This is a genomic window from Rhizobium sp. IY2, assembly GCF_047532935.1.
GTDB lineage: Bacteria > Pseudomonadota > Alphaproteobacteria > Rhizobiales > Rhizobiaceae > Rhizobium > Rhizobium anhuiense.
In genome coordinates this window covers 71,198-94,863 of the sequence record NZ_JBLKNU010000014.1, presented here as the reverse complement: position 1 = coordinate 94,863, position 23,666 = coordinate 71,198, and the positions used below count along the sequence as shown (strand labels likewise).

Sequence of the window (23,666 nt, the reverse complement as noted above, 5' to 3'; positions counted from 1 at the left end):
CAAGTCGGTCGCCGAGCTGGTCGACAAGCTCAAGAACGAAGCCGGCGTGCTTTAAGCCAGAACCAGGGAGCCCTCATCATGACCATTCTTCTTCTGGCTGACCACGACAATGCAAGCCTTTCCGACCAGACCGCCAAGGCGCTGACGGCCGCAACCAAGATCGGCGGCGACGTGCATGTGCTGGTCGCCGGCAAGGGCGCAAAGGCTGCTGCCGATGCGGCTGCCAAGCTTGCCGGCGTCTCCAAGGTGCTGCTGGCCGAAAACGACGCGCTGGCCAACAACCTGGCCGAACCGCTGGCCGAGCTGATCGTCTCGCTGGCCGGCAGCTACGACACGATCCTCTCGGCCGCCACCTCGGTCGGCAAGAATGTGCTGCCGCGCGTCGCTGCCCTGCTCGATGTCGCCCAGGTCTCCGAGATCATCGAGGTGATCTCTGCCGATACCTTCAAGCGGCCGATCTATGCCGGCAATGCCATCCAGACGGTGCAGGCAACCGATACCAAGAAGGTCATCACCGTGCGCACCGCCTCCTTCGCCTCTGCAGCCGAAGGCGGCTCCGCGCCGATCGAGACGGTTGCAGCGGTTTCCGATCCCGCTCTGTCGCGCTTCGTCGCCGATGCGCTGTCGGCCTCCGATCGTCCGGAGCTGACCTCGGCGAAGATCATCATCTCCGGCGGCCGGGCGCTGGGTTCGGCGGAAAAATTCCGGGAGGTCATCCTGCCGCTCGCCGACAAGCTCGGGGCTGCCGTCGGGGCAAGCCGCGCGGCCGTCGATGCCGGTTATGCGCCCAACGACTGGCAGGTCGGCCAGACCGGCAAGGTGGTGGCGCCGCAGCTCTATATCGCCTGCGGCATATCAGGCGCCATCCAGCATCTGGCCGGGATGAAGGATAGTAAGGTGATCGTCGCCATCAACAAGGACGAGGAGGCGCCGATCTTCCAGGTCGCCGACTACGGACTGGTCGCCGATCTCTTCGACGTCCTGCCGGAATTGCAAAAGGCGCTCTGAACAGCGTGGAGGCGCGGCAAGCCAAACACAACGTCGCGCTCACCTCCGCATGATCCGCCTCCGACCACAGGGGAGCGCCGGCTGGTCGCAGGCTGCATTCGAACACTGTCGGCGACAACCTATGCCGCAACAGAAAACAGGCGACTTGGAGGCGCTAAACTGCACTTGGGCCTGACATTTTGATCAACGTGGCGATACGGCGGATCGCCAGCTGGTACCCCTCCGTGCCGAGACCGGCGATAACGCCGTCGGCGCGTAGCGACACGTAGGAATGGTGCCGGAAGCTCTCGCGTTTATGGACGTTCGAAATGTGCACCTCGATCACCGGCTGCTCGAACGTGTTGAGCGCATCGAGGATGGCGACCGAGGTGTGGGTGAAGGCCGCGGGGTTGATGACGATGCCGGCGCCGTCCTCGCGCGCCTCATGGATCCAGTCGATAATCTCGTATTCGCGATTGCTCTGGTGAAAGCGGATCTGGTGCCCGAGTTCGTCCGCCACCCGGCGGCAGTCCCTCTCCACGTCGGCAAGCGTCTCATGCCCGTAGATATGCGGCTGGCGCTTGCCGAGGAGGTTCAGATTCGGTCCGTTGAGAACGTAGATAGTGCTCATGCTCGAGTCCTTGTCATGTTTGGAGCCGTGTCATCGCCGGGCGCTCGAAGCAGGTTCAGGCCAGCATTTCCGAAACGGCGATGGTGCGGTTCTCCCGGCCGGCCCGGGCGATTGCCAGCACGGTGGCAAGTGTCATCGCGCCATCCCGGGCGGAAGTGAGCGGCTCGGCCTTGCTTTCGATGACATCGACGAAATGGTTGAGCTGGTTTTCGTAAGCGCGGCTGCCGTCGAGCGTGATGTGCTGGCGCACCAGGGGATGCTGCCAGTGGCCGGCTTCGGTCTCGTGTCGCCAGACATCCATGCACGGGATCGACAATGCGGCCTTCGTGCCGGCGAGATGGTAGGAATTTTCAGGCTGGTGCGGGAAATAGAGCGCCTGTCCGGCCGCTGTATCCCAATTGAACGGCGACACCGCCGTGTCGCTCATCAGAAGCGTCCCGAGGGCGCCGCCTGCGAAGCGAACGCTGACGCTCGCCGTATCCTCGACCTCGAACGATCGAACGGCGTTGGAGGTGAACGCCATGACCTCGTCGATATCGCCGCAGATGAAGCGCAGGCAATCGATGTCGTGGATGAGGTTGATGAGCAGCGGCCCGCCGCCTGGCTCACGGCGCCATGCCGCGTCGAAATAGGCCGCCGGCTTGTCCGTCATCCACATGGCGTTGACCGCGACCAACCGGCCGAGGATGCCGTCGGCCACGATCTGACGAGCCTTGGCGATATCGGGACTGTGGCGTCGCTGGTGGCCGATCAACACCGGCACATCAGCCTTCTCGGCCGCCGCGACGAGCCGCATCGCAGCATCGAGCGAGTCGGCGATCGGTTTTTCCACAAGGCAGGGAATATTGCGCTCGACGCAGGCGAGCGCCGCTTCCACGTGCAGGGCGTTCGGCAGGGCGATGATGGCGCCGTCCGGTCTCATGCGATCGAGCATTTCGCCAATGTCGGTGAAATACCGCGCGCCGAACTCGTCGGAAACGGCTTTCGCCGCCTCGGAAACGTCGGCGACGCCGACCAGTTCGACGCGGGGATTGGCGCGCAGCAGCGCGGCATGCTCCCGCCCGATCAGCCCTGCTCCCATCAGCACAATTTTCTGGGACACGAAATTCGCTCCTTGCTTAAGGGCAGACCGCCTCACACCTTGGCGATCGCCCGAAGTTCTTCTGCGGTGGTCGTCGGAAAGCCGAAAAACTCGAGATAGGCGGGGATCTGCTCGAACAGCATGTCGACCCCCACCTGGAATTCACAACCGCGCGCCCGCACCGCGGCCAGGAAGGGCGTTATCTCCTGCTTCAGCACCACCTCCCCCACGAATGCGGAGGGCGAGATGCGCGACACGTCAAGCGGCAGGGGGTCGTTGTCGTTCATCCCGAGCGGCGTCGCATTGACGACGATATCGTAGCCGGCGGGATCGGCCGAACCGGTCGTTACCTTGAGAGTGGGATAGTGGAGACGGAGCCGGTCGGCCAGGCCGTTCATCATCGGCACATGGGCGTCATAGAGCGCGAGTTCGGCAATCTCTGCCTGCGCGAGCGAGGCGGCGATCGCCGAGCCGACGCCGCCCGCGCCGATCATCATCGCCCGGCTGCCGCGAACCTGGCGGCCGCGGCGCAGCACGCCGCGCACGAAGCCTTCGCCGTCGAACATATCGCCGATCAGCGTGCCGTTTGGGCCGAGCCGCACCGCGTTGCAGGCGCCGGCCACCTGGGCGCTCTTCGAGACTTCGCCGAGCAAGGCCATGGTGGAAATCTTGTGCGGCATGGTCACGAGCGCGCCGTGGATGTTGGAAAGCCGGAAGACCAGTTTCAGGAACGCCGGATAGTCTTCCGGCCGGCATCCCATCGGGACCACGACCGCATCGATGTCGTTCTTTTCAAAATAGGGATTGTAGATCAGTGGGGCCTTGAACGAATGCGTGGGATAGCCGAGATGCGCGATGAGCTTCGTGGTGCCGCTGATCATCGGCTTGAACCTTCTGGATTTCGCTTTGGCTGCGGCATGGGAGCACCTTGGGCGGCTTCGAACGCCCGGCCGGCCAACCGGCTGGGCAAAGGCTGTTTTCGTGAGGGCGGCGCGACATGACGCGGCGCCGGCAGGCATTGCGCTGAGATCCGCGACACGTCAGTGCCTGCCGAGGATTTCGCCCAGGAACTTCCGCGTGCGCTCGTGTTTCGGGTTGGAAAAGAACTCGACCGGCGACGCCTCCTCGACGATCGCCCCGCTCGCCATGAAGATGACGCGGTCGGCGACCTGCCGGGCAAAACCCATTTCATGGGTGACGCAGATCATCGTCATGCCTTCCCTGGCGAGGTCGATCATCGTGTCCAGCACTTCCTTGACCATTTCCGGATCGAGCGCCGATGTCGGCTCGTCGAAGAGCATCACCTTGGGTCGCATGCAAAGCGCCCGGGCGATTGCGACACGCTGCTGTTGGCCGCCGGAAAGCTGGGCGGGATATTTCTCCGCCTGCTCGGAAATCTTGACACGCTCAAGCAACTGCCGGGCCCTCGCCTCGGCTTCCGCCTTGCCGAGCCTGAGCGCCTTCATCGGCGCCAGCATGCAGTTCTGCAGCACCGTCAGGTGCGGAAAGAGATTGAACTGCTGGAAGACCATGCCCACCTCACGGCGCACCGCATCGATCGTCTTCGACTGATGCCCGAGAAGGATGCCGCCGACGCGGATTTCACCCTTCTCGTATGTCTCCAGGTGATTGATGCAGCGGATCAGCGTCGACTTGCCGCTGCCGGATGGTCCGCACAGGACGATCTTCTCGCCTTTACGCACCGAGATGTCGATGTTGTGAAGCGCCTGGAAGGCGCCATACCACTTCTCGACGCCCGCCATCGTAATCATCATCTCAGCGGCATTTGCCGTAGTCGAGCGGTCGCTCATCGATAAACTCCGTCTTCAGAAATTGTGGGAGGCCTGCGCGTCATGACCGTTGCCTACCGCGCCGATGCCGCAAACCTGCGCTCGAGACGTGCGCCGTAGATCGTCAGGGGGCAGCACATCAGGAAGTACAGGGCGCCGACCACGGCAAAGACCGTCAGCGGCTGGAAGATCTGGTTGGAAACGATGTTGCCGGCGCGGGTCAGCTCCGTGAAACCGACGATCGACGCAAGCGATGTGCCCTTGATGAGCTGGACGAGGAAGCCGATCGTTGCCGGAAGCGAGATGCGCAGCGCTTGCGGCAGGATGACATTCTTCATCCGCCAGACATAGCTGAGGGCAAGCGCCTTGGCCGCCTCCGTCTGGCCGCGCGGAACCGCCTCGATCGAGCCGCGCCAGATCTCGCCGAGATAGGCGCTTGCATGCAGCGTCAACCCGACGGAAACAGCGGCCCAGGCGTCGAGCCTGATGCCGATGAGAGCCAGGCCATAGTAAACGACGAAGAGCTGCATCAGCAGGGGCGTGCCCTGGAAGACGGCGATGTAGCCGGCGGTGATCCGCTCGATCGACCGGATGCCCGACGTCCTCGCCAGCGCTATGCCGAGCCCGGCGATGCCGCCACAGACGAACCCGACGGCCGACAGGGCGACCGTCCATTTCAGGCCGAGGAGCAGGAAGAAAAATTCATCGCGACCCATGAAGCGCCCTCACTTGACCGGATAGCTGAAGTAGCGGGCCGAGAAGAACGCGAAGAGACGCATCATCAGCCAGGAAATGACGAGGTAGAACGCCGTCACGGTGAAATAGACCTCGAAGCTGCGGAAACTGTCGGACTCGATCCGCTGGGAGACGGAGGTCAGCTCATAGGCCGAGATCGCCGACGCGATGCTGGTGGACAGCGTCAGCAGCACGAACTGGCTGGTCAGCGACGGGAAGATTGCCCGAAGCGCCGGCTTCAGGACGATCAGGCGGAAGACCTGGGCCTTGTGCAGGCCGAGCGCCAGCCCTGCCTCCACCTGCCCCTTGGAGATCGATTGCACGCCGCCGCGAATGATCTCGATCGCGTAGGCACCGCCATTGATGCCGAGCGCGATGATTGCCGTCGGCGTCGGATCCAGCCGCACGCCTGCCAGCGGCAGGGCGAAATAGATGAAGAAGATCTGCACCAGGAACGGCGTGTTGCGGATGATCTCGATGAAAGCGATCACCAGCCAGCGGACCGGCTTGAAACGGGACTGGCGGAGCACCACGCCGCCGATGCCGATGATAATGGCCAGGATCATGCCTGAGATGGCAAGCAGGAAGGTGCCGAGACAGGCGGCCAGGAGATCGGGCAGGCCATCGATAACGGGGGTGAAATCCAATGTGTAGTTCATGGTTCTTCCCTGGAGATCAGGATGCCTTCGCCATTCCGGCCATCGCCTCGATGGCCAACTCGTAGCCTCGGGCGCCGAAGCCGATCATGATGCCGGTCGCGGTGCGGGAGATCAGCGAATTGTGATAGATGCTTTCGCGGGCATGCACGTTCGAGATATGGAGCTCGATCTTCGGCCCATCGAATGTCTTCAGCGCATCCAGCAGGGCGACCGACGTGAAGGTGTATCCGGCGGGGTTGATGATGATGCCACAGGCTTCCTTGCGCGCGTGATGCACGGACTCGACCAGTTCGCCCTCGAAATTGGTCTGTCGAAAATCCACGACAAAACCGAGCGCGCCGGCCTTGGCATGGCACCGGTCCCGGATGTCGGCAAGTGTGGTCGTGCCGTAGACCGAAGGTTCGCGCTCGCCGAGAAGGTTGAGATTCGGCCCGTTCAGGACAAAGATCGTGTTGCTCATTTTCAAGCTCCAGGTGCACCGGTACCGTGCATTGCACAGCACCGGCGCAGGCATCGCGTCGTGCGGATGCCGCCTTGCAAGTGGTCAGTGCGGCCGAGAACCGCGGATCAGTTCACGGTGAACGGAATGCCTTCCAGGCTCGCCGGGAATTCCGGAACCGGGACCTTCATCCACTTGTCGTAGACCTTCTTGAGTTCGCCATTGGCCTTGATCTTGTCGATGAAGGTGTTCAGCTCGGCGTTGAGCTCTTTCTCGCCGAGACGGGTGCAGGCGCCGTTGTAGAGCTTCTGGAATTCGAGCTTGTTCTCGAACTTGCCGGGAACGGCTTTCTCCACGCGGTCCATATAGAAAATATTGCCCCCCAGAGCCTCGACCTGGCCGGATGCGAGAGCCTGGATGCTCGGCGCATCACCGTCGTAACGGCGGATGGTTGCCGTCGCCGGCGCGTTCTTGGTGACCTGGGTGTCCTGGGCTGCGCCCTTGGCGACGCCGATCGTCAGATTAGCCATATCTTCATTGGTCTTGATCGACTTGTCCTTCGGACCGATCAACACGATCGCATTGGCAGCGTAAGGCTTGCTGAACTGCACGGCCTTGGCGCGATCGGGCAGCATGGCCATGGTCGCGAAGAGCACGTCGACGCGGCCTGTGGTCAGCGCCGGAATGCGGTTATTGACTTCGAGCGGGACGAATTCAACTTCAACGCCGAGCTCCTTGGCGAACAGCGTCGCGATGTCGGCGTCGAGGCCATCCTGCTTGCCGGCGCTGGTGACGAAGCCCCACGGCGGGTTGTCGCCCTGGATGCCGACGACCAGCTTGCCCTTTGCCTTGATCTCGGCGGGCGTGACGGCGGCAGCGGGCTGCGCCATGGAAAACGCGGCCACAAGCGCTGCCGCTCCAAACAACGCGTGACGGCGCTTCACTTTCAATTCGAACATTTCGTGCTCCTCCTCTCATGATCCCATGGGGACCCTGTCAGCACTCCGTTTGCTGACGACCATGCAAAACTGCCATGGGAGCATCTTTAAATCAACAGAGTTTTTCGATAATATATGATAAAATCGATTTCGACATGGAAATCCAGGCTTAAATTATGAAATCAATCTGCGCCAGCAGGTGTGGAAACGGCTTTCCAAAAAGAGGAAGACTGGGATGAAGACTTCGATAGCGACGGTTTCAATCAGCGGCGAGCTGCCCGAAAAATTGGAGGCAATCGCCAAGGCCGGTTTTGGCGGTGTCGAAATCTTCGAGAACGACTTCCTGGCCTTCGATGGCAGTCCTGCCGATGTGGGAAAGATGGTGCGCGATCACGGGCTGGAAATCACCCTGTTCCAACCTTTCCGCGATTTCGAGGGCATGCCGGCCTCCCACCGGCAGAGAACCTTCGACAGGGCGGAGCGCAAGTTCGATGTGATGCAGGAACTCGGCACCGATCTTGTGCTGGTCTGCTCCAACGTCTCGCCGGTCTCCCTCGGCGGCGTCGATCGCGCTGCGGCGGATTTTTACGACCTCGGAGAGCGGGCGGCGAAGCGCGGCCTGAGGATCGGTTACGAAGCGCTCGCCTGGGGCCGCCATGTCAACGACCATCGCGACGCGTGGGAGATCGTCCGGCGGGCCGACCATCCGAATGTCGGCCTGATCCTCGACAGCTTTCACACGCTGTCACGGAAGATCGACATCAATTCGATCCGCTCCATCCCGAAGGACAAGATCTTCATCGTGCAACTCGCCGATGCGCCGTTGATCGACATGGACCTGCTCTACTGGAGCCGGCATTTCCGCAATATGCCGGGCGAAGGCGACCTGCCGGTCACGGCCTTTACCGCCGCCGTCGCCGCGACCGGTTATGACGGCTATTTCTCGCTGGAAATCTTCAACGACCAGTTCCGCGGCGGGCAGGCGCGCTCGATCGCGGCAGACGGCCATCGCTCGCTGATTTATCTCGGCGACCAGGTACGCCGGGCTCCCGGCACGGAAACTCTCAGCGTTGCCTCCATGCCGGACCGGGCGACGGTCAGGGGCGTCGGTTTCGTGGAATTCTCCACCGACGAGGAAGATGCTGCCGATCTCATCGGGATCCTGCGCACGCTCGGCTTCCGCAAGACGGCGGCGCATCGTTCGAAGAAAGTCAGCATTTTCCAGCAGGGCGACATCCGCCTCATCGTCAATACCGAGGAAAAGGGTTTCACCAACGCGTCGTTTGCCGTCCACGGCACCTCGGCCTATGCGATGGCGCTGATCGTGGACGATGCGAAACAGGCTTTCGCGCGGGCCGTGGCGCTTGACGCCGAGCCATTCAGCCAGCCGGTCGCCGCCGGTGAAGTCGAAATCCCGGCGATACGCGGTGTCGGCGGTGGATTGATCTATCTGCTTGATGACCAAAGCGATCTCGGCCGCTTCTCCGAAATCGACTTCATGCCCGTCGAAGACGAGGCTGAAATTGTGCCTGCGCATCTGCTCAGGATCGACCACGTCGCCCAGACCGTGGCCTATGACGAAATGCTGACCTGGCTGCTTTTCTATAGTTCGATCTTCGAGACCCATAAAACGCCGATGGTCGATATTATCGATCCGGCCGGCGTGGTCCGCAGCCAGGTGGTCGAGAACGCATCGGGTTCGCTGCGCATCACCCTGAACGGCGCGGAAAACCGCCGGACACTCGCCGGGCATTTCATCGCGGAAACATTCGGATCGGGCATCCAGCATCTCGCTTTCGATACCAATGATATCTTCGCCACCGCCGAAGCACTTCGCAAAAACGGCTTCCGGCCGCTGCACATCTCGCCGAACTATTATGGTGATGTCGAAGCCCGCTTCGGCCTGGACCCCGAGCTGACCGAGCGGCTGAAGGCGGAAAACATTCTCTACGACCGCGACGAACACGGCGAATATTTCCAGCTCTACAGCGGCACCTATGGCGAGGGCTTCTTCTTCGAGATCGTCGAGCGGCGGAACTATCGCGGTTACGGCGCACCGAACGCCATCTTCCGTATCGCCGCCCTGAAGAAGCTGATGCGGCCGGAAGGATTGCCGAAAATGTAAATAACTCGCGTTACCGCGATCCTATGAGAAAAATTAGTTTCCGCAGGCACTCACGCGCGATTGAATGTGACGAGGATAGCCAATTATATAGGAGGATCGAAAAAATGTCAGAGAAGAATCGAAGTTGCTGAATACAACCAATGAAACCGTCGCGGAAAGCAGCTACCGGCGCATTCGTGCGGATATCATATTCGGCCGCCTGGCGCCGGCGCAGAAGCTGAAACTGGAAAGCCTCAAAGAAACATACGAAACCAGCGTCAGCACCCTGCGGGAAATTCTGAACCGGCTCTCGTCCGAAGGCCTGGTGGTTGCCGAAGGGCAGCGCGGCTTCGAGGTTTCGCCCGTGTCGGCCACCGATCTCAGGGAGATTGCGGCGCTTCGTCTGCTGCTGGAAACCCACGCGCTCGAACAGTCCTTCGAATACGGTGACGTGGAATGGGAAGCCCGCTTGGTTTCTGCTCACTACAAGCTGTCGCGCATGGAGCGGGTGATGGCCACCGGCGATACCGGCCAGGCGGAAGACTGGAAGCGATATGATTGGGAATTCCATCAGGCGCTGATCTCCGCCTGCGGGTCGAAGCTTCTGATGGAAATGCATTCCGTCGTGTTCGACAAATATCTGCGCTATCAGATGGTCGCATTGTCCTATCGCGGCGAAATCGCGGCTAAGGAACACCAGCAGCTTCTGGATGCTGCCTTGAGGCGGGACCAGCAGATGGCGAAGCAGGTCCTGACCGTCCACATCGAGGACGGCGTGGAACATGCACTCGCCCGCAACGCATTGCGGTAGAGACGGCTCGAACCATGAATCGCGGAGAACGGAAGTGAAATCAGGAGAAGCCGTGCTCGAGCGATCGGGCGAAACAGGCGAAACCATCAGTGACGTGGTCTTTCGCCAGGTGAGGCAGGATATCATCGTCGGCATATTGCCGCCCGGCACCAAGATAAAGCTCGAGCAGGCCAAGGAGCGTTATTCGATCAGCGTGTCGTCGCTGCGCGAGATCCTGAGCCGCCTCACGACAGAAAATCTGGTAATCGCCGAAGGGCAACGGGGCTTCGAGGTCAGTCCCGCCTCACGCCAGGAATTGATGGAACTCGCCGATCTGCGCATCGTGCTGGAGACCCATGCGATGGACCTTGCATTTGCGGCCGGCGATCTGGAATGGGAAGGCCGGATCGTCGCCGCGCATCACAAGCTCGCGGCTGCGGAGCGCCGGCTGCTCTCTGGTGATGCCTCGCGCACGATCGATTGGGTGCGCTACGACTGGGAATTTCACCAGGCGATCGTTTCTGCCTGCAATTCGGCGACGTTGATGGCGAGCCTTTCCTCGGTCTTCGACCGCTTCCTTCGCTATCACCTGCTGGCCGAGAGCTTCCGCGGCAAGGCGGTCGTCGACGATCACAAGCTGCTGTTCGAGCTCGCGCTGGGCAGGGATGGCGAAGGTGCAAAGGCTGTTCTAAGGCAGCACGTTCAAAGCGGCGTGGAGCATGTCCTGAAGAGCAGCAAGATTTTCTAAAGCCGCCTACAACCCGGTACCGGCCTTGGAGATGATCAAGAGCGATGTGTGCCACATCGATGCAAACCGATCATTTCGACAACTTTGGGGCGCAAGGAAACACGGTCTGAAGCTTCATTGTTCTTGCCTGCGGGAGATGCTCCACTAAATCCGCTCAGATGGACGTTCAGGAGAACGCAGTTTCGATGAACCCGGCGAGCGCATCCACGCGGACGCCGCTTCAGGTGCGAAGTCCAGCTGTCATGGCGGAGGTCGAGCGCCTTCTGGCGGGCCGCACACGCGACATCCGCCTGGAAGGCGAGCTTCACGGACTTTTTCGGAAACGTTCGTGGTCGCAGGCGGCCAAGATCATTCGCGCCTGGATGATCTGGGTCGCTTTGCTTGATGGCGTGACCTTGGGCCTCAACGCCATCCTGCTTCCACTGCCGATCGTGCTGTCGATGCTCTTGCCCGCCTGCATCCTTCCGCCCGCAGCCCTGGCCACCGCCTTCGTCTGGCGAAAACCGCGCGCATCCTGGCTGCAGGGGCTCTCTCTGATCGCCGGCATGTTCTTCATCCTGCTCTCGGTCGCCCTGGTGGGCGTCAGCGCCGGTGGCGCGTTTTATGAGCGGCATTTGAACATCATGCTGGTCGTGGCGATTACCGCGATGATCATCTTCGCCGTCCCGATGGCCTGGACGGTGATGATCGCAGCATCGGCGCTCGGTCTCTATCTGTTTTTCCAGCTTCATAATCCGGGGCTTGACTTGGGAAGCGCCGTGGCTGCGACGCTGTTTTTTGCAAGTGGTGTCGTTGCAACCGTCGTGGCGCGACGCACGATGACGATCCTGGCCCAGAAGGCCTTCCTTCTCGAACTTCGGGACCGAAGCCGCGTGGCGGAACTGGCCGACGCAAATGCGCGCCTCGAGTTGCTTGCGAGAACCGATCCCCTGACCGGCATCGCCAACCGGCGCTGGATGATGGAGATGCTCAATCGCCTCTGGGGCATCGACGAGCCCTGTCCCGAAGGCGCTTCCTTGCTGATGTGCGACATCGATCAGTTCAAGAACCTGAATGACAGCCTTGGGCACGCCGAGGGTGATCGCTGTCTGGTGAAGGTCGCCGGCATTATTCAGAGCAGCGTGAGGCACGGTCGCGATCACGTGGCCCGTTATGGCGGCGAAGAATTTCTTGTCCTGCTTCCTGGACTGGATGGTGAGGAGGCGGTTGCCGTCGCCGACAATATTCGCAAGCGGGTTGAAGCCGCCTCCCTTCCGAACCCCGCATCCCGCGTCGCTCCCTACGTCACCCTCAGCATCGGAGTGGCCACTCACGCGCCGAACAGTCAGGCAATTTCGGTAGAGGAACTCCAGCGCCAGGCCGATGCGGCGCTTTATCTCGCCAAACAGGCGGGCCGCAATCGGGTGGCGCGGCATAAAGCGGATTTGCCAGGCGCGTAATGCCGGCGCATGACGCCGACGGCTTTCTCAGGCCACAACCGGAACCGGCGCGCTGTCGTTCGGCAGCAATCGCGCCACGGCGCTCAGGAGATCCGTCTGCGATATCAGGCCGAGGATTCGGTAATCGTCATCAACGACGATGACGGCATGTGTGCGCCCGTCGGTCAGCACAGGCAACAGTGAAAGAGCGGCATCCGAAGGTCTCGCCACCGCCGGCATCGAGATCGCGTGCGCGATCGTCTCGGTACTTCCGGACAATTCCCGCAAACCGACGGTGCCGATGAGACGGCCCTCCGGGTCCTTCACCGGCAGGGTGCGGATATTATGCTTCAAGAGAAGGTGACGCGCGGCATCCGGTTCCGACGTTTCCCCGATGGCGATCACGTCACGCGACATGATATCGGCACAGCTGATCTTGCCGTTCGAGCGGATGGCCGCCTGCAGCTCGACCTGCTGCAGCAGTCGGCCGAGGTCTGCCCGGTCGATATCGAAGGTTTCGTCGAGCGCTACGAGAGCCGCATCGACGTCCTCCTCGCGGAACCCTACCCGCGCGGCCGATGGCAGGTCGATCGTCTGATGGGTGTTCTCCGCCTTGAGAACGACGTGCGGATAATTCCGCTTGGAAAGCTTGTGGAACAGCAGGCCAAGGCCGACGAGAATGCAGGAGTTCAAAGCGACGGGCACGAAGGGAAAGAGGAAGCCCCAGCCGGCAACGACAGGACCACCGAGCACGGCGGTCAGGGCCGCGGCTCCTCCCGGAGGGTGAAGGCAGCGCGTGAAGGACATTGCGCCGATCGCAAGCGAAACGCCGACACCGGTCGCGATGATCGGATCACGAATGAAATAGGCGGCCACAATCCCCATCAGCGCTGAAATCGTATTGCCGCCGATGATCGACCATGGCTGCGCCAGCGGGCTTGCCGGCACCGCGAAAAGAAGCACCGCGGACGCCCCCATCGGCGCGACGATCAGTGGCAGATGCGGCCCCTGCCCGAACAGATAGCCGCTGATGACGCCGGTCAGACCAATGGCCAGCAAAGCGCCGAGGCATGCGATCAATCGCTCCCGCAAGGTCGCACCGGCCAGGATCGGTGAAAACAGACGGAAGCGGCGGAAGCGGCTCGGTCCCACCTTCGGGGAAACGGGAAACTGCATGACAAGACCAATTTCGAACGAGGATTATCTGGCGGATGAAGGGAGAGCAGGTGCGAGTTAGTTTGCTGCCAGTCTGATATCTCTGCCCTTTGTCGCGCTGAGCACTTCGTGGAACGCATGGAACGCGCTCGGGCGGTCATTCCTGCGGTAGACGAGCAGCGTCTCGACAGGTCCCAGCTGGTAAGTCTGGGCAGACGTCGGCCAGTGCATCAGATCGAGAACGGATCTCGGCATGACGCCGGCCGTATTGCCGGTCGCAACGCTTGCCAGAATCGCGTGGTAGGAGCCGAGCTCGCTGGTCGGCAGGGCGCTCGATTTGCGCACCCAGTTTTCGGCGATCCGGCGATAGGTGCAGCCGGGCTCCAAAGCGGCGAGCGCCCCGACACGCAGGTCGGCGGCGGATTTGATGGCGGGATGGCCTGATGGCAGTACGATCAACAGGTCCTCGACAAAGACCGGCTCCATCTCCAGGGCCTTGAGTTCGGCATCGAAGCCCGAGTCTTCCTCACGCATCGCCTTCGGCAGGCGGGCAATCAGCGCGCAATCCAGCACATCGGAGAGAACATCGTGGGTCAGATCGCGGGACGCCCCCATCGTCAGATGCAGCGATACATCGGGCCACATCTGGTTGAATTGCGTCAGTGCCGCCGGCAGCCTGCTTGCCGCCGTGCTCTCCATGGTGCCGACCCGCAACGTCCCCGATGGGGCGAGAGGCCGCACAGCCTGGCGCGCTTCCAGCGCCAGCGCCTTGAGCCGGTTGGCATAGGAAAGAAACGTCTCGCCCTCCCGCGTCAGGGTCATCTTCTTGCCATCGCGGCTGAAGAGGGAAACGCCGAGGTCCTCCTCCAATTGCTGGATGCGCGTCGTTACGTTCGACGGCACCCGCCCCACAGCCTTGGCGGCCTTGGTAACGCTGCGGTCGCTGGCGACGGCGAGGAATATGTCGATCGACGAAAGGTCCAATGAAAGGATCTCGTTTTCGGAATTAAGGCTAGAGATAATTCTCTATATAAAAATCATCGACATTGCTCAAGCCGGTTTCGGCACCGGACAAAAAAACGCAAGCCGGCAGGCAAGCGATTGCCGAAAAAAGGGTCGGGTCGCCGCGGAAATAGCCATGCAACCTACGACATTGCCTCTGTCGGACGACGTTTTGAGGGTTTGAGCTTGGCACACGGTTTGCATCCGCAAACCTATCTGCAGATCGATCGGCGACGACCTCATGTTGCACCTTGTCTTGACCTGTCTTCTTCTGAGCGTCGCTTCAGGCTTGAGCATGCGGCGTTTTCTGCTGCCGTATTTCGCCGGCGGCGATCTCGCCGAGAAGTCCGCCCCTGTAACAGTCGTCGCAAGTGCCGTCTTTCTGGCAGCGATCGCTTTCACCGTCTCCGACCAGGATCTTTGGGCAAAATCCGTCATTCTGATGCTCGGCCTTTTACTGGCCGCAATGTTTGACGACGCGAGACCCAAGCTGACGATCGCCCTTTCCGCCGTCAGTCTGGCGGCCTATCTCGGGCTGCGTTCGATCGGCTGAGCATCCAACCATCACCCAAACAGATCAGGGGTCACGGAACACGGCGGCTGATCGCCGGTGTCGACGCCCAATCGAGCTTGCATCCATCGACGAAAATCATTCGTCAACGCAGCCACATCCTGCAACCTGAAACATCTCCCGACGGGCGATAAGGAAGACTTCGCGCAATACGGGAAAATGATCTCTATTGAAGAATATTTCCTCACTGTTATTCTCCATCATAGAACATTTTCCGGGGCACGCTGGGATCGCAGGAAGCAGAAATCAGACCTCTCACGATCGGTGTCGATCTCGACTCCAGGAAATCGAGACCAGCGGCTCCCGTGCCGTGAGGATGTTCGAATTGCGTCGGTGAGGAGGCGAGCGGCGATCATGGACAGCGATCCGGCAGGAAAAATTTGGTCGGAATGGTATGCGTGGCATCCCGTCTTGCCGATCGACGATACGATATTCTGGCTCGAAACCGTGTACCGGAGGCAAGGCCCAGAGGGTTTCTGGCAATATCGTTCGTTCCGGCCGGAATTCGAACGCCGGCAGGCTCTGACCGACATGCCCGTCTGTCCCGGCGCTTAGAGCCTTTCCGGGTTAGCTTGCAGCATTCTGTTGGCTCAAACGGAGTCGGATGGTCGACCGGACGGCGCGCGTCGCAGCCCCCGTTGCCCTGACGAAAACCTGCTCCGGCAGAATGCTGCAAGCTAACCCGGAAAGGCTCTAAATCACCCGAGCGCCTGGCTGACGAGCGCATAGGTTTTCGGCGCATGCGCTGCCTGACGTTCCGGATGCGGGAGCCATGGGCCACCGAACGACATGGTCGTGACGATGTCGTAGACCGAAAGACCGCAGCGGGAGAGGAAATCGGAAAACGTTCCGCCCTTTTCGCGTGTGTCGAGGCGCAGGAACGCCCCCCTATGCTCGCCCGCGTGCGGACGGATGACGGCGATCGCGTCCGCATCGTTGCCCGCCACGACCGGACCGATGACATGGCCGCGCCCGAACCGCCGGCAAAGCGAGAAAGCCTCGATCCTGCCGGCGCGGCTCAACACGATACCCTTGGAATTAGCCATGAGCCGGGCCAGGAGCAGCTTGCGTTCCGTGCCGAAGGCCACGCAATCCAATTGCGCAATCGCGTCCAGATCTCCAGCCTCGACTGCCCGTATCACGGCGCCGGGCGGCGGCTCCACATCCGGCGGCGATATCGCTTCGCCCTGGCATTGAAAGACAGATGCCTCCCGAATGAAATTCAGGGAACGATAGAGACGTCGCGCGGCACGCGTCGCGTTCAGCCCTAGGTGGCGCCCGGCGACCTGATCCAGCACGTGGCCCATCAGCCATTGCCCGGCACCGTTGGTTTGCAGGCGCGGCGAGGTGATGACCATACCGACCGTGGCAAATTGCGCATCATAGGGAAACCACATCGCGGAGCCGAGAATGCGGCCGATTTCATCGATCGCCACGACGCCCTCGCCGAACTCACGCATGAATTGCCAGTCTTCGGCGCGATGCGGCCAGGCGACGGTCATCGAAAGCGCATGCAGTTTGTCGAGATCGACGCTGTCGATCCCGGCAAGGCGCATCTCGAAACTGTCGACGATCCTGGATTCGGATGTCAGTTCACTCACCCGGCCCTCCTGCCGCATTGTCTCGCCCAGCCTGCGCTCGGAAACTTCTGTGACCAGACTAGAACAGATTGTTCGATACAATTCACTGGGGAAGCGCGCGCAAACACAACAATCGACCAAATCCCGATGCGCATTCGGCAAATAACGCCTGCGCCTGCCTTTAGAGTCATTGACCAGGCCCGGATCGGCCGCCAATCGCCGTTCACCGTGAGGACCCGGAATGTCGCCTCCCGTCAGCCCAGTTACAAGCACCCCAAAAATCCCGCCGCGCTGTGAAGAATCCCATGCAGGCAATTGAAATTCTCGAAAGGCTCGTCGGCTTTCCCTCGGTCGTCGGCACGCCGAACACCGAGATCGTCGCATGGATCCGGCACTACCTGGAAAGCCACGGCGTTGTTGTCACGGAGCTTCCCGGTCCGGAGGGCGACCGGTCGAACCTCTTCGCCACGATCGGCCCGAAGGAAACGCCGGGTTATATCCTCTCGGGCCATATGGACGTGGTCCCCGCCGCCGAAGGCGGCTGGACCAGCGATCCGTTCCGCCTGCGGGCCGAAGCGGACCGCTTCTACGGTCGCGGCGCCACCGACATGAAGGGCTTCCTGGCCGCCGTGCTCGCCGCCGTCCCGGCGTTTGCGGCCATGCCGCTTCGCCGGCCCATCCACCTTGCCTTTTCGTATGACGAGGAGGCCGGCTGCCGCGGCGCGCCGCATATGATCGCCCGCCTGCCGGAGCTCTGCGCAACTCCGCTTGGAGCGATCATCGGCGAGCCGAGCGGCATGCGGGCAATCCGCGCCCATAAGGGCAAGGCCGCCGCCCGGCTGACGGTCAGAGGCCGGGCAGGCCACTCCTCGCGCCCGGATCAGGGGCTGAATGCGATCCATGCCATCACCAGCGTTTTGGTTTGCGCCAGCGCCGAAGCCGACCGGCTGACCTCCGGGCCGTTCGAAGATGTTTTCGAACCGCCCTACTCCTCCCTTCAGGTCGGCACGCTGAAGGGCGGCCAAGCGGTCAATATCATTCCCGACATTTGCGAGGCCGAGTTCGAAGCGCGGGCCATTTCCCGCGTCGATCCGGCAACGCTGCTAGCGCCGTTGCGAGCATCGGCCGAGACGCTGTCGCAGCGTGGTTTCCAAGTAGAATGGCGCGAACTCAGCGCCTATCCGGCGTTGTCGCTTGCCGCCGACGCGCCGCTTGCGGCGCTGCTTGGCGAACTGACCGGCATCGAGCCGCTCGCCGCCGTCAGCTACGGCACGGAGGCCGGGCTTTTCCAGCGCGCCGGCATCGATGCGATCATCTGCGGACCGGGCGACATCGGCCGCGCCCACAAGCCGGATGAATTCATCCGTGCCGGTGAACTGCTCGCCTGCCAGGCGATGGTCGAGGCGCTCGGCCGCCGCTGCGCCTGAAGCACGAGATCAAGGAGCCGACGCAATGACCTTTCTCTTCAATTCAGACGCGAAGCGCGGCGCCATCTTCGCCGAAGCCTTCGCGCGCGAACTGCCGGACATCGCCTTCTCCATGGATCCCAAGTCGGTCGAAGCCGAGGCCGTGCGTTATCTCATCACCTGGACCCTGCCGGATGATCTCGCGCGCTACCGCAATCTCGAAATCCTCTTTTCGATTGGTGCCGGGATCGACCAGTTCCGCATCGATGCCGTGCCTACGTCGGTGAAGGTGGTGCGCATGGTCGAGGACGGCATCATCAGGATGATGCAGGAATATGTGACGCTTTCCGTACTTGCGCTCCATCGCGACCTGCCGACCTATCTCGACCAGCAGCGGCGCCGGACCTGGCAGGCGGTCGCGCCGGTGCAGGCCTCGAACCGCCGCATCGGCGTGCTCGGGCTCGGCATGCTCGGAACCGCCGTGCTCGAACGCTTGCTACCCTTCGGCTTTCCACTTTCGGGCTGGAGCCGCAGCCCGCGCGAGATCGACGGCATCCGATGCCTGAGCGGTCGGGACGGCCTCGATACTCTGCTTGATACCACCGATATTCTTGTCTGCCTGCTACCGCTGACGGACGAGACGCGCGGCTTCCTGAATGCCGGCCTCTTCGCCAGGATGCCGGCTGGTGCGGCGCTCGTCCATGTCGGTCGCGGCGCTCAGCTCGACCATCGGGCACTCGTCGCCGCACTCGACGCCGGGCATCTCTCCGGCGCCGTTATCGACGTCACCGAGCCGGAGCCGCTTCCCGCCGACCACGCCTTCTGGAGCCACCCGAAGATCCTGCTGACGCCGCACATTGCGAGCGTCACCCAAGCCGAAACCGCCTCAGCAGCCGTGATCGGCAACATCAAACGCTATCAGGCGGGCCTCGACCCGATCGGACTGATCGATCGCAGCCGCGGCTACTGAATTCTTAACCCAGGAAAGCAAAATCATGTCCCTTCTCAAGACGATCGACACCAACCCGACCTCCACGCCGCGCGAGTCCGGCCCGCTGCCCGAACGGCTGATCTCCGGTAACCCGGCCTTCAAGACCTGGGCGCAGGACGTCGCCCGCGGCGAGACGGTTCATAGCGGCGTGTGGGAAGCCACCCCCGGCGAGACGCGCTCGATCAAGGGAGAGACGTTCGAGTTCTGCCATATCCTTTCCGGCCTGATCGAGATCACCCCGGAAGGTGGCGAACCGGTGGTCTACAGAGCCGGCGACAGCTTCGTCATGAAGCCCGGCTTCGTCGGCGTCTGGAAGACGATCGAGACGGTGCGCAAGATCTACGTGACCGTGTCATGATGCCGACGCCGTAGATTTGACTGGCCGCAGCGGCGAAAACGCAATTTTTCGCCGCTGCGGCATCGCCGGTCGATGAATGCTGCTCGCTTTCCCCGGTTAGGCTTGCCTCAGCCCACCCCGAGGACATGCGATGACACTCAGCTTCGATCCGAACACGATTTCCCTGCCCGTCGGGCATTTCATCGGCGGCCGGCTGATTCCGGCCGAAGCCGTGATCGACATGCATCGTCCCTCCGACGGCAAGGCCTATGCGGGCTGCCCGCTGGCTGACGCAGCCCTTGTCGACCACGCTGTCGAAACCGCCAAGAAGGCGTTGAGGACGAGCAATTGGGGCGGCGTGCGGCCACGCGAGCGCACCGTGGCGTTGCAGCGCTGGGCGGATCTGATCGAGGCGGAGGCAGAGACCCTCGCCAGGCTTGAAGCGCTCTCGTCGACACGGCCCATCGGTCATCTCGTCGCCGGCGACATCGCCGTCACTGCCGAGCAGATCCGTTTCTTTGCCGAATTCGCCGACAAGGAAGGCGGCGACCTCGTTCCGACCGACGATACCAATTTCGGCATGATCATGACCGAACCCTACGGTGTCGTCGGCGCCATCACGCCCTGGAATTTTCCCCTGTCCATGGCGGGCTGGAAGCTCGGCCCGGCGCTGGCGGCGGGCAATGCGGTGGTGTTGAAACCATCGGAGATGACGCCGTTCTCGACACTCTATCTCGCCGAACTTTCGGTGCGGGCCGGTCTGCCGGCCGGTCTCGTCAACATCGTGCTCGGTGACGGCCCGACCACCGGAAATGCGATCACCGGACATCCCGGCATCGCCAAGGTCAGCTTTACCGGCTCGACTGCGGCCGGCTCGGCGATCATGACCAATATCGCTCGCACCGGCGTCAAGCCGATGACGCTCGAACTCGGCGGCAAAAGTCCGCAGTTGGTCTTTGCCGATGCCGATCTCGAGCTTGCTGCGGGCGCAATCGCCGGCAGCATTCTCTCCAACGCCGGTCAGGCCTGCGTTTGCGGTTCCCGCCTGATCGTCGAGGCGAAGGTGGCGGACGCGCTCGCAGCCGCACTTGTCGAGAGGTTGGCGGTCATCCGCCCCGGCCCCACCTGGGATGAAGCAACCGATTATTCGCCCGTCATCTCCGAACGCCAGATCGCCCGCATGGACGGTATCATCCGCGCCGCGATCGACGGCGGGGCCGAGTGCCTCACCGGTGGCCGCCGCCTCGACCGCGAAGGCTATTTCTACGCCCCAACGCTGATGTCTGGCGTGACGGCAACGTCGCCGGCGGTTCTCGAGGAAATCTTCGGACCGGTGCTGACCATTCAGACTTTCGAGGACGAGGAGGAGGCGCTGAGCCTCGCCGACCATCCGGCTTACGGGCTCGCCGCCGGCCTCTTCACCCGGGATCTGTCGCGTGCCATCCGCGTAACGTGCCGCCTGCAGGCCGGCACCGTCTGGGTCAACCGCTACGGCCGCTCGCGCGACCATATCCTGCCGACCGGCGGCTACAAGCAGTCCGGTATCGGCAAGGATCTCGGCCGCGACGCCTATCTCGCCAACCGCAAGAGCAAGAGTGTGCTCATCAGCCTGTGAGGACCTGCGATGAAGACCTACAAGATCGCCCTTCTGCCCGGAGACGGCATCGGCCGTGACGTGACGGCAGCAGCCTGGGCCGTGCTCGAAAAGGCAGCTCGCCTGAACGGATTTTCTCTGGATGCAACCAGCTATCCCTGGTCCTGCGACTACTATCTGGAGAACGGCAGCATGATGCCCGCCGACGGCATCGAAACGCTCCGGTCCTTCGATGCCATCCTGCTCGGCGCTGTCGGCTGGCCCCACAAGGTGCCAGATTCCGTCTCGCTGCACGGGCTTCTGCTGCCGATCCGCAAGGCTTTCGTGCAATATGCCAATATCCGCCCGCACCGGCTGCTGCCGGGTGTGCAGGGGCCGTTAAGGGCTGATAGCTTCGACATCCTCTGCATTCGCGAAAACACCGAGGGCGAATATTCCGGGGCCGGCGGCCGCGTCCATCAGGGCACCGACAGCGAGGTGGCTGTGGAGACCTCGATCTTCACCCGCAAGGGGGTCGAGCGCATCCTGCGTTTCGGCTTTGAGCAAGCGCGTGCGCGCAGCGGCAAGCTTGCCTCGGTGACCAAGTCCAACGCCCAGAAATATTCGATGGTCTTCTGGGACGAGATCACCCAGAGGCTTTCTGCCGAATATCCCGATGTCGACGTGACCAGCTACCATATCGACGCCATGGCCGCCCGCATGGTCATGGCGCCCGATAGTCTCGACGTCGTGGTCGCCTCCAACCTGTTCGGCGATATCCTGACCGATCTCGGCGCCGCCATCCAGGGCGGGCTCGGCTTTGCAGCCTCCGCCAATATCAATCCCGATCGCTCCGCGCCATCGATGTTCGAACCGGTCCACGGCTCCGCCCCCGATATCGCCCATCTCGGCATCGCCAATCCGATCGCCGCCATCTGGTCGGGCGCGATGATGCTGGAGCATTTGGGAGAAACGGCCGCTGCCGCAAAGGTGATGGCATCAATCGAGGCGACGACCGCACGCGGCATCGGCGCCATTCCCGGCAAGGACAAGACCGACGCGATCACCGCATCGGTGCTTTCGGCACTTGACTGATCAATGGAGAACAGAATGAACGGATTAAGGGATAGCAGCCTGCTTCGCCAGCAAGGGCTGATCGACGGAGAATGGCGTGGGGCCGCAGCCGGGAATACGATCGAAGTGATCGACCCGGCGACGCAGCACGTGCTGGGCACGGTGCCCGACATGGACGGAGCCGATACCAGGGCGGCAATCGCCGCGGCGGAAAGGGCCTTCGGTCCATGGCGGGCAAAGACCAATGCCGAGCGCGCAGCATTGCTGGAAGCCTGGCACGATCTGATGCTCGACAATATCGAGGATCTGGCGCTGATCCTCACCCGTGAGCAGGGCAAGCCGCTGACGGAGGCGCGCGGCGAAATCCGCTACGGCGCCTCGTTCATCAAATGGTTTTCCGAGGAGGCGCGCCGCATCGGCGGAACGACCATTCCCTCGCCGACGGCGGACCGGCGGATCGTCGTTCTGAAGGAGCCGGTCGGCGTGTCGGCGATCATCACGCCGTGGAATTTTCCAAATGCGATGATCACCCGTAAGGTCGGGCCTGCACTCGCCGCAGGCTGCACCGTCGTCATCAAGCCATCGGACCTGACCCCTTATTCGGCCCTGGCGCTGGGCGTCCTGGCTGAGCGCGCCGGCATCCCGAAGGGCGTCATCAATATCGTCACCGGCCTGCCCACCCAGATCGGCGACGAGCTGATGGCGAACGAGACCGTCCGCAAGATCTCTTTCACCGGCTCGACCCGCGTCGGCTCGCTGCTGATGCGCGGCGCAGCCGATAGCGTCAAGCGACTTAGCCTCGAACTCGGTGGCAATGCGCCCTTCATCGTCTTCGACGACGCCGATCTCGATCTTGCCGTGGAAGGCGCGATCGCATCGAAATTCCGCAATGGCGGGCAGACCTGCGTCTGCGCCAACCGCCTTCTCGTCCAGTCCGGTGTCTACGAGGCCTTTGCCGCCAAACTTTCCGCACGCGTATCGGCCATGAAGGTCGGGGCCGGCACGGCGGCCGGCACGGATATTGGCCCGATGATCAACAAGGCGGCGATCGAGAAGATCAAGCGTCATGTCGACGATGCGGTGGAAAAGGGAGCGAGGATCCTCGCCACCGCAGGTTTCGTGCCTGAAGGCGATCAATATGCCGTGCCGATGGTGCTCGGCGGTGCGACCACCGACATGCAGCTTGCCAGCGAAGAGACCTTCGGGCCCGTTGCCCCGCTTTTCCGTTTCGACACTGAGGAAGAGGCGATCGGCATCGCCAACGCCACGCCCTTCGGCCTAGCCGCCTATTTCTACACCGAGAGCCTGAAACGCTCCTGGCGTGTCGCCGAAGCGCTGGAATTCGGGATGCTCGGCCTGAACACCGGGGCGATTTCCACCGAGGTCGCGCCCTTCGGCGGCGTCAAGCAGTCCGGCCTCGGCCGTGAAGGCGCTCAATGCGGCATCGATGAATATCTGGAAATGAAGAGCTTCCACATCGGCGGCCTCGCCTGACCGACAGAACGCAAAGAGCGCCGGGACATGATCCCGGCGCTGGATGATCGGAGCGACGGTCGATCCTCCTGCTGGAGCAACGCCGACAAGTCGTTTTGAGCACTCCGCAACCTTTGGCGGATGGCTGCAAATTACGGTGCCTAGACAACATTTCTTTGACGCT

The 23,666-nt window shown here is 62.2% G+C and carries 24 protein-coding genes; 13 read left to right on the top strand and 11 right to left on the bottom strand.

Features of this window, described 5'->3' with window-relative positions; genetic code table 11:
- Nucleotides 1–78 precede the first annotated feature (78 nt).
- A complete protein-coding gene (locus ACMUVN_RS30265) occupies nucleotides 79–1,008 on the top strand; it encodes an electron transfer flavoprotein subunit alpha/FixB family protein (RefSeq protein WP_414815871.1) in 930 nt (309 codons plus the stop codon).
- Nucleotides 1,009–1,162: 154 nt separating this feature from the next.
- On the opposite strand, the gene aroQ is transcribed toward ACMUVN_RS30265, so the two are convergent.
- The 8 genes from aroQ to ACMUVN_RS30225 form a co-directional block, all read right to left on the bottom strand.
- Entirely contained in the window at nucleotides 1,163–1,618 is a 456-nt protein-coding gene (gene aroQ, locus ACMUVN_RS30260; protein ID WP_028755654.1) for a type II 3-dehydroquinate dehydratase, read from the bottom strand.
- Nucleotides 1,619–1,673: 55 nt separating this feature from the next.
- Nucleotides 1,674–2,720 (bottom strand): Gfo/Idh/MocA family protein, encoded by a 1,047-nt coding sequence (locus ACMUVN_RS30255; protein ID WP_210304329.1) that lies wholly within the window; start codon nucleotides 2,718–2,720, stop codon nucleotides 1,674–1,676.
- A 32-nt stretch (nucleotides 2,721–2,752) separates the two neighbouring features.
- Nucleotides 2,753–3,580 carry a shikimate dehydrogenase family protein gene (locus ACMUVN_RS30250; protein ID WP_097545034.1) on the bottom strand — a complete coding sequence of 276 codons (828 nt, stop codon included), beginning with the start codon at nucleotides 3,578–3,580 and terminating at the stop codon, nucleotides 2,753–2,755.
- 159 nt (nucleotides 3,581–3,739) lie between these two features.
- Nucleotides 3,740–4,471, bottom strand: coding sequence for an amino acid ABC transporter ATP-binding protein (locus tag ACMUVN_RS30245; RefSeq protein WP_049810853.1), 732 nt, complete (start codon nucleotides 4,469–4,471; stop codon nucleotides 3,740–3,742).
- 92 nt (nucleotides 4,472–4,563) lie between these two features.
- Entirely contained in the window at nucleotides 4,564–5,205 is a 642-nt protein-coding gene (locus tag ACMUVN_RS30240; RefSeq protein ID WP_028755650.1) for an amino acid ABC transporter permease, read from the bottom strand.
- Between the two features lie 9 nt (nucleotides 5,206–5,214).
- Entirely contained in the window at nucleotides 5,215–5,883 is a 669-nt protein-coding gene (locus tag ACMUVN_RS30235) for an amino acid ABC transporter permease (RefSeq protein WP_028757714.1), read from the bottom strand.
- 16 nt (nucleotides 5,884–5,899) lie between these two features.
- Nucleotides 5,900–6,343, bottom strand: a complete 444-nt coding sequence (locus tag ACMUVN_RS30230) for a type II 3-dehydroquinate dehydratase (protein ID WP_097545033.1) — start codon at nucleotides 6,341–6,343, stop codon at nucleotides 5,900–5,902.
- 107 nt (nucleotides 6,344–6,450) lie between these two features.
- On the bottom strand, nucleotides 6,451–7,281 hold the full coding sequence (locus tag ACMUVN_RS30225) for a transporter substrate-binding domain-containing protein (protein WP_028755647.1): 831 nt from the start codon (nucleotides 7,279–7,281) through the stop codon (nucleotides 6,451–6,453).
- A gap of 214 nt (nucleotides 7,282–7,495) precedes the next feature.
- Here ACMUVN_RS30225 and ACMUVN_RS30220 point away from each other — a divergent pair, with 214 nt between their 5' ends.
- The 4 genes from ACMUVN_RS30220 to ACMUVN_RS30205 all read left to right on the top strand — a co-directional run bounded on the left by ACMUVN_RS30220 (nucleotide 7,496) and on the right by ACMUVN_RS30205 (nucleotide 12,341).
- Complete coding sequence (locus ACMUVN_RS30220) at nucleotides 7,496–9,385, top strand: bifunctional sugar phosphate isomerase/epimerase/4-hydroxyphenylpyruvate dioxygenase family protein (RefSeq protein WP_183906063.1); 1,890 nt, start codon at nucleotides 7,496–7,498, stop codon at nucleotides 9,383–9,385.
- Nucleotides 9,386–9,509: 124 nt separating this feature from the next.
- Complete coding sequence (locus ACMUVN_RS30215; RefSeq protein ID WP_028757405.1) at nucleotides 9,510–10,175, top strand: GntR family transcriptional regulator; 666 nt, start codon at nucleotides 9,510–9,512, stop codon at nucleotides 10,173–10,175.
- Between the two features lie 34 nt (nucleotides 10,176–10,209).
- Nucleotides 10,210–10,902 (top strand): GntR family transcriptional regulator, encoded by a 693-nt coding sequence (locus ACMUVN_RS30210; protein WP_373289188.1) that lies wholly within the window; start codon nucleotides 10,210–10,212, stop codon nucleotides 10,900–10,902.
- A 158-nt stretch (nucleotides 10,903–11,060) separates the two neighbouring features.
- A complete protein-coding gene (locus tag ACMUVN_RS30205; protein ID WP_049810851.1) occupies nucleotides 11,061–12,341 on the top strand; it encodes a sensor domain-containing diguanylate cyclase in 1,281 nt (426 codons plus the stop codon).
- Between the two features lie 27 nt (nucleotides 12,342–12,368).
- On the opposite strand, the gene ACMUVN_RS30200 is transcribed toward ACMUVN_RS30205, so the two are convergent.
- Both ACMUVN_RS30200 and ACMUVN_RS30195 read right to left on the bottom strand, forming a co-directional pair.
- Complete coding sequence (locus tag ACMUVN_RS30200) at nucleotides 12,369–13,496, bottom strand: HPP family protein (protein WP_028755642.1); 1,128 nt, start codon at nucleotides 13,494–13,496, stop codon at nucleotides 12,369–12,371.
- A 57-nt stretch (nucleotides 13,497–13,553) separates the two neighbouring features.
- Entirely contained in the window at nucleotides 13,554–14,459 is a 906-nt protein-coding gene (locus tag ACMUVN_RS30195) for a LysR substrate-binding domain-containing protein (protein WP_028755641.1), read from the bottom strand.
- 259 nt (nucleotides 14,460–14,718) lie between these two features.
- On the opposite strand from ACMUVN_RS30195, the gene ACMUVN_RS30190 reads away from it, so the two are divergent.
- Nucleotides 14,719–15,030: a hypothetical protein gene (locus tag ACMUVN_RS30190; RefSeq protein ID WP_028755640.1), complete on the top strand. Its 312-nt coding sequence runs from the start codon at nucleotides 14,719–14,721 to the stop codon at nucleotides 15,028–15,030.
- Between the two features lie 372 nt (nucleotides 15,031–15,402).
- Nucleotides 15,403–15,603 carry a hypothetical protein gene (locus ACMUVN_RS30185; protein WP_028755639.1) on the top strand — a complete coding sequence of 67 codons (201 nt, stop codon included), beginning with the start codon at nucleotides 15,403–15,405 and terminating at the stop codon, nucleotides 15,601–15,603.
- Between the two features lie 143 nt (nucleotides 15,604–15,746).
- Here the strand turns inward: ACMUVN_RS30185 and ACMUVN_RS30180 are convergent, their stop codons facing one another.
- On the bottom strand, nucleotides 15,747–16,667 hold the full coding sequence (locus ACMUVN_RS30180) for a GNAT family N-acetyltransferase (protein WP_049810850.1): 921 nt from the start codon (nucleotides 16,665–16,667) through the stop codon (nucleotides 15,747–15,749).
- Nucleotides 16,668–16,933: 266 nt separating this feature from the next.
- Here ACMUVN_RS30180 and argE point away from each other — a divergent pair, with 266 nt between their 5' ends.
- From argE to ACMUVN_RS30150, 6 genes are all read left to right on the top strand, one after another.
- A complete protein-coding gene (gene argE / locus ACMUVN_RS30175) occupies nucleotides 16,934–18,055 on the top strand; it encodes an acetylornithine deacetylase (RefSeq protein WP_132575036.1) in 1,122 nt (373 codons plus the stop codon).
- A gap of 25 nt (nucleotides 18,056–18,080) precedes the next feature.
- Nucleotides 18,081–19,004 carry a 2-hydroxyacid dehydrogenase gene (locus ACMUVN_RS30170; protein WP_132575038.1) on the top strand — a complete coding sequence of 308 codons (924 nt, stop codon included), beginning with the start codon at nucleotides 18,081–18,083 and terminating at the stop codon, nucleotides 19,002–19,004.
- A 25-nt stretch (nucleotides 19,005–19,029) separates the two neighbouring features.
- The gene (locus ACMUVN_RS30165) at nucleotides 19,030–19,383 is read left to right on the top strand and encodes a cupin domain-containing protein (RefSeq protein WP_028755635.1); all 354 of its coding nucleotides are present in this window, start codon (nucleotides 19,030–19,032) and stop codon (nucleotides 19,381–19,383) included.
- A gap of 130 nt (nucleotides 19,384–19,513) precedes the next feature.
- Nucleotides 19,514–20,977, top strand: a complete 1,464-nt coding sequence (locus ACMUVN_RS30160; protein ID WP_132575040.1) for an aldehyde dehydrogenase family protein — start codon at nucleotides 19,514–19,516, stop codon at nucleotides 20,975–20,977.
- Nucleotides 20,978–20,986: 9 nt separating this feature from the next.
- Complete coding sequence (locus tag ACMUVN_RS30155) at nucleotides 20,987–22,030, top strand: tartrate dehydrogenase (RefSeq protein ID WP_132575042.1); 1,044 nt, start codon at nucleotides 20,987–20,989, stop codon at nucleotides 22,028–22,030.
- Between the two features lie 15 nt (nucleotides 22,031–22,045).
- Nucleotides 22,046–23,503: an NAD-dependent succinate-semialdehyde dehydrogenase gene (locus ACMUVN_RS30150; protein WP_132575044.1), complete on the top strand. Its 1,458-nt coding sequence runs from the start codon at nucleotides 22,046–22,048 to the stop codon at nucleotides 23,501–23,503.
- Nucleotides 23,504–23,666: the final 163 nt, after the last annotated feature.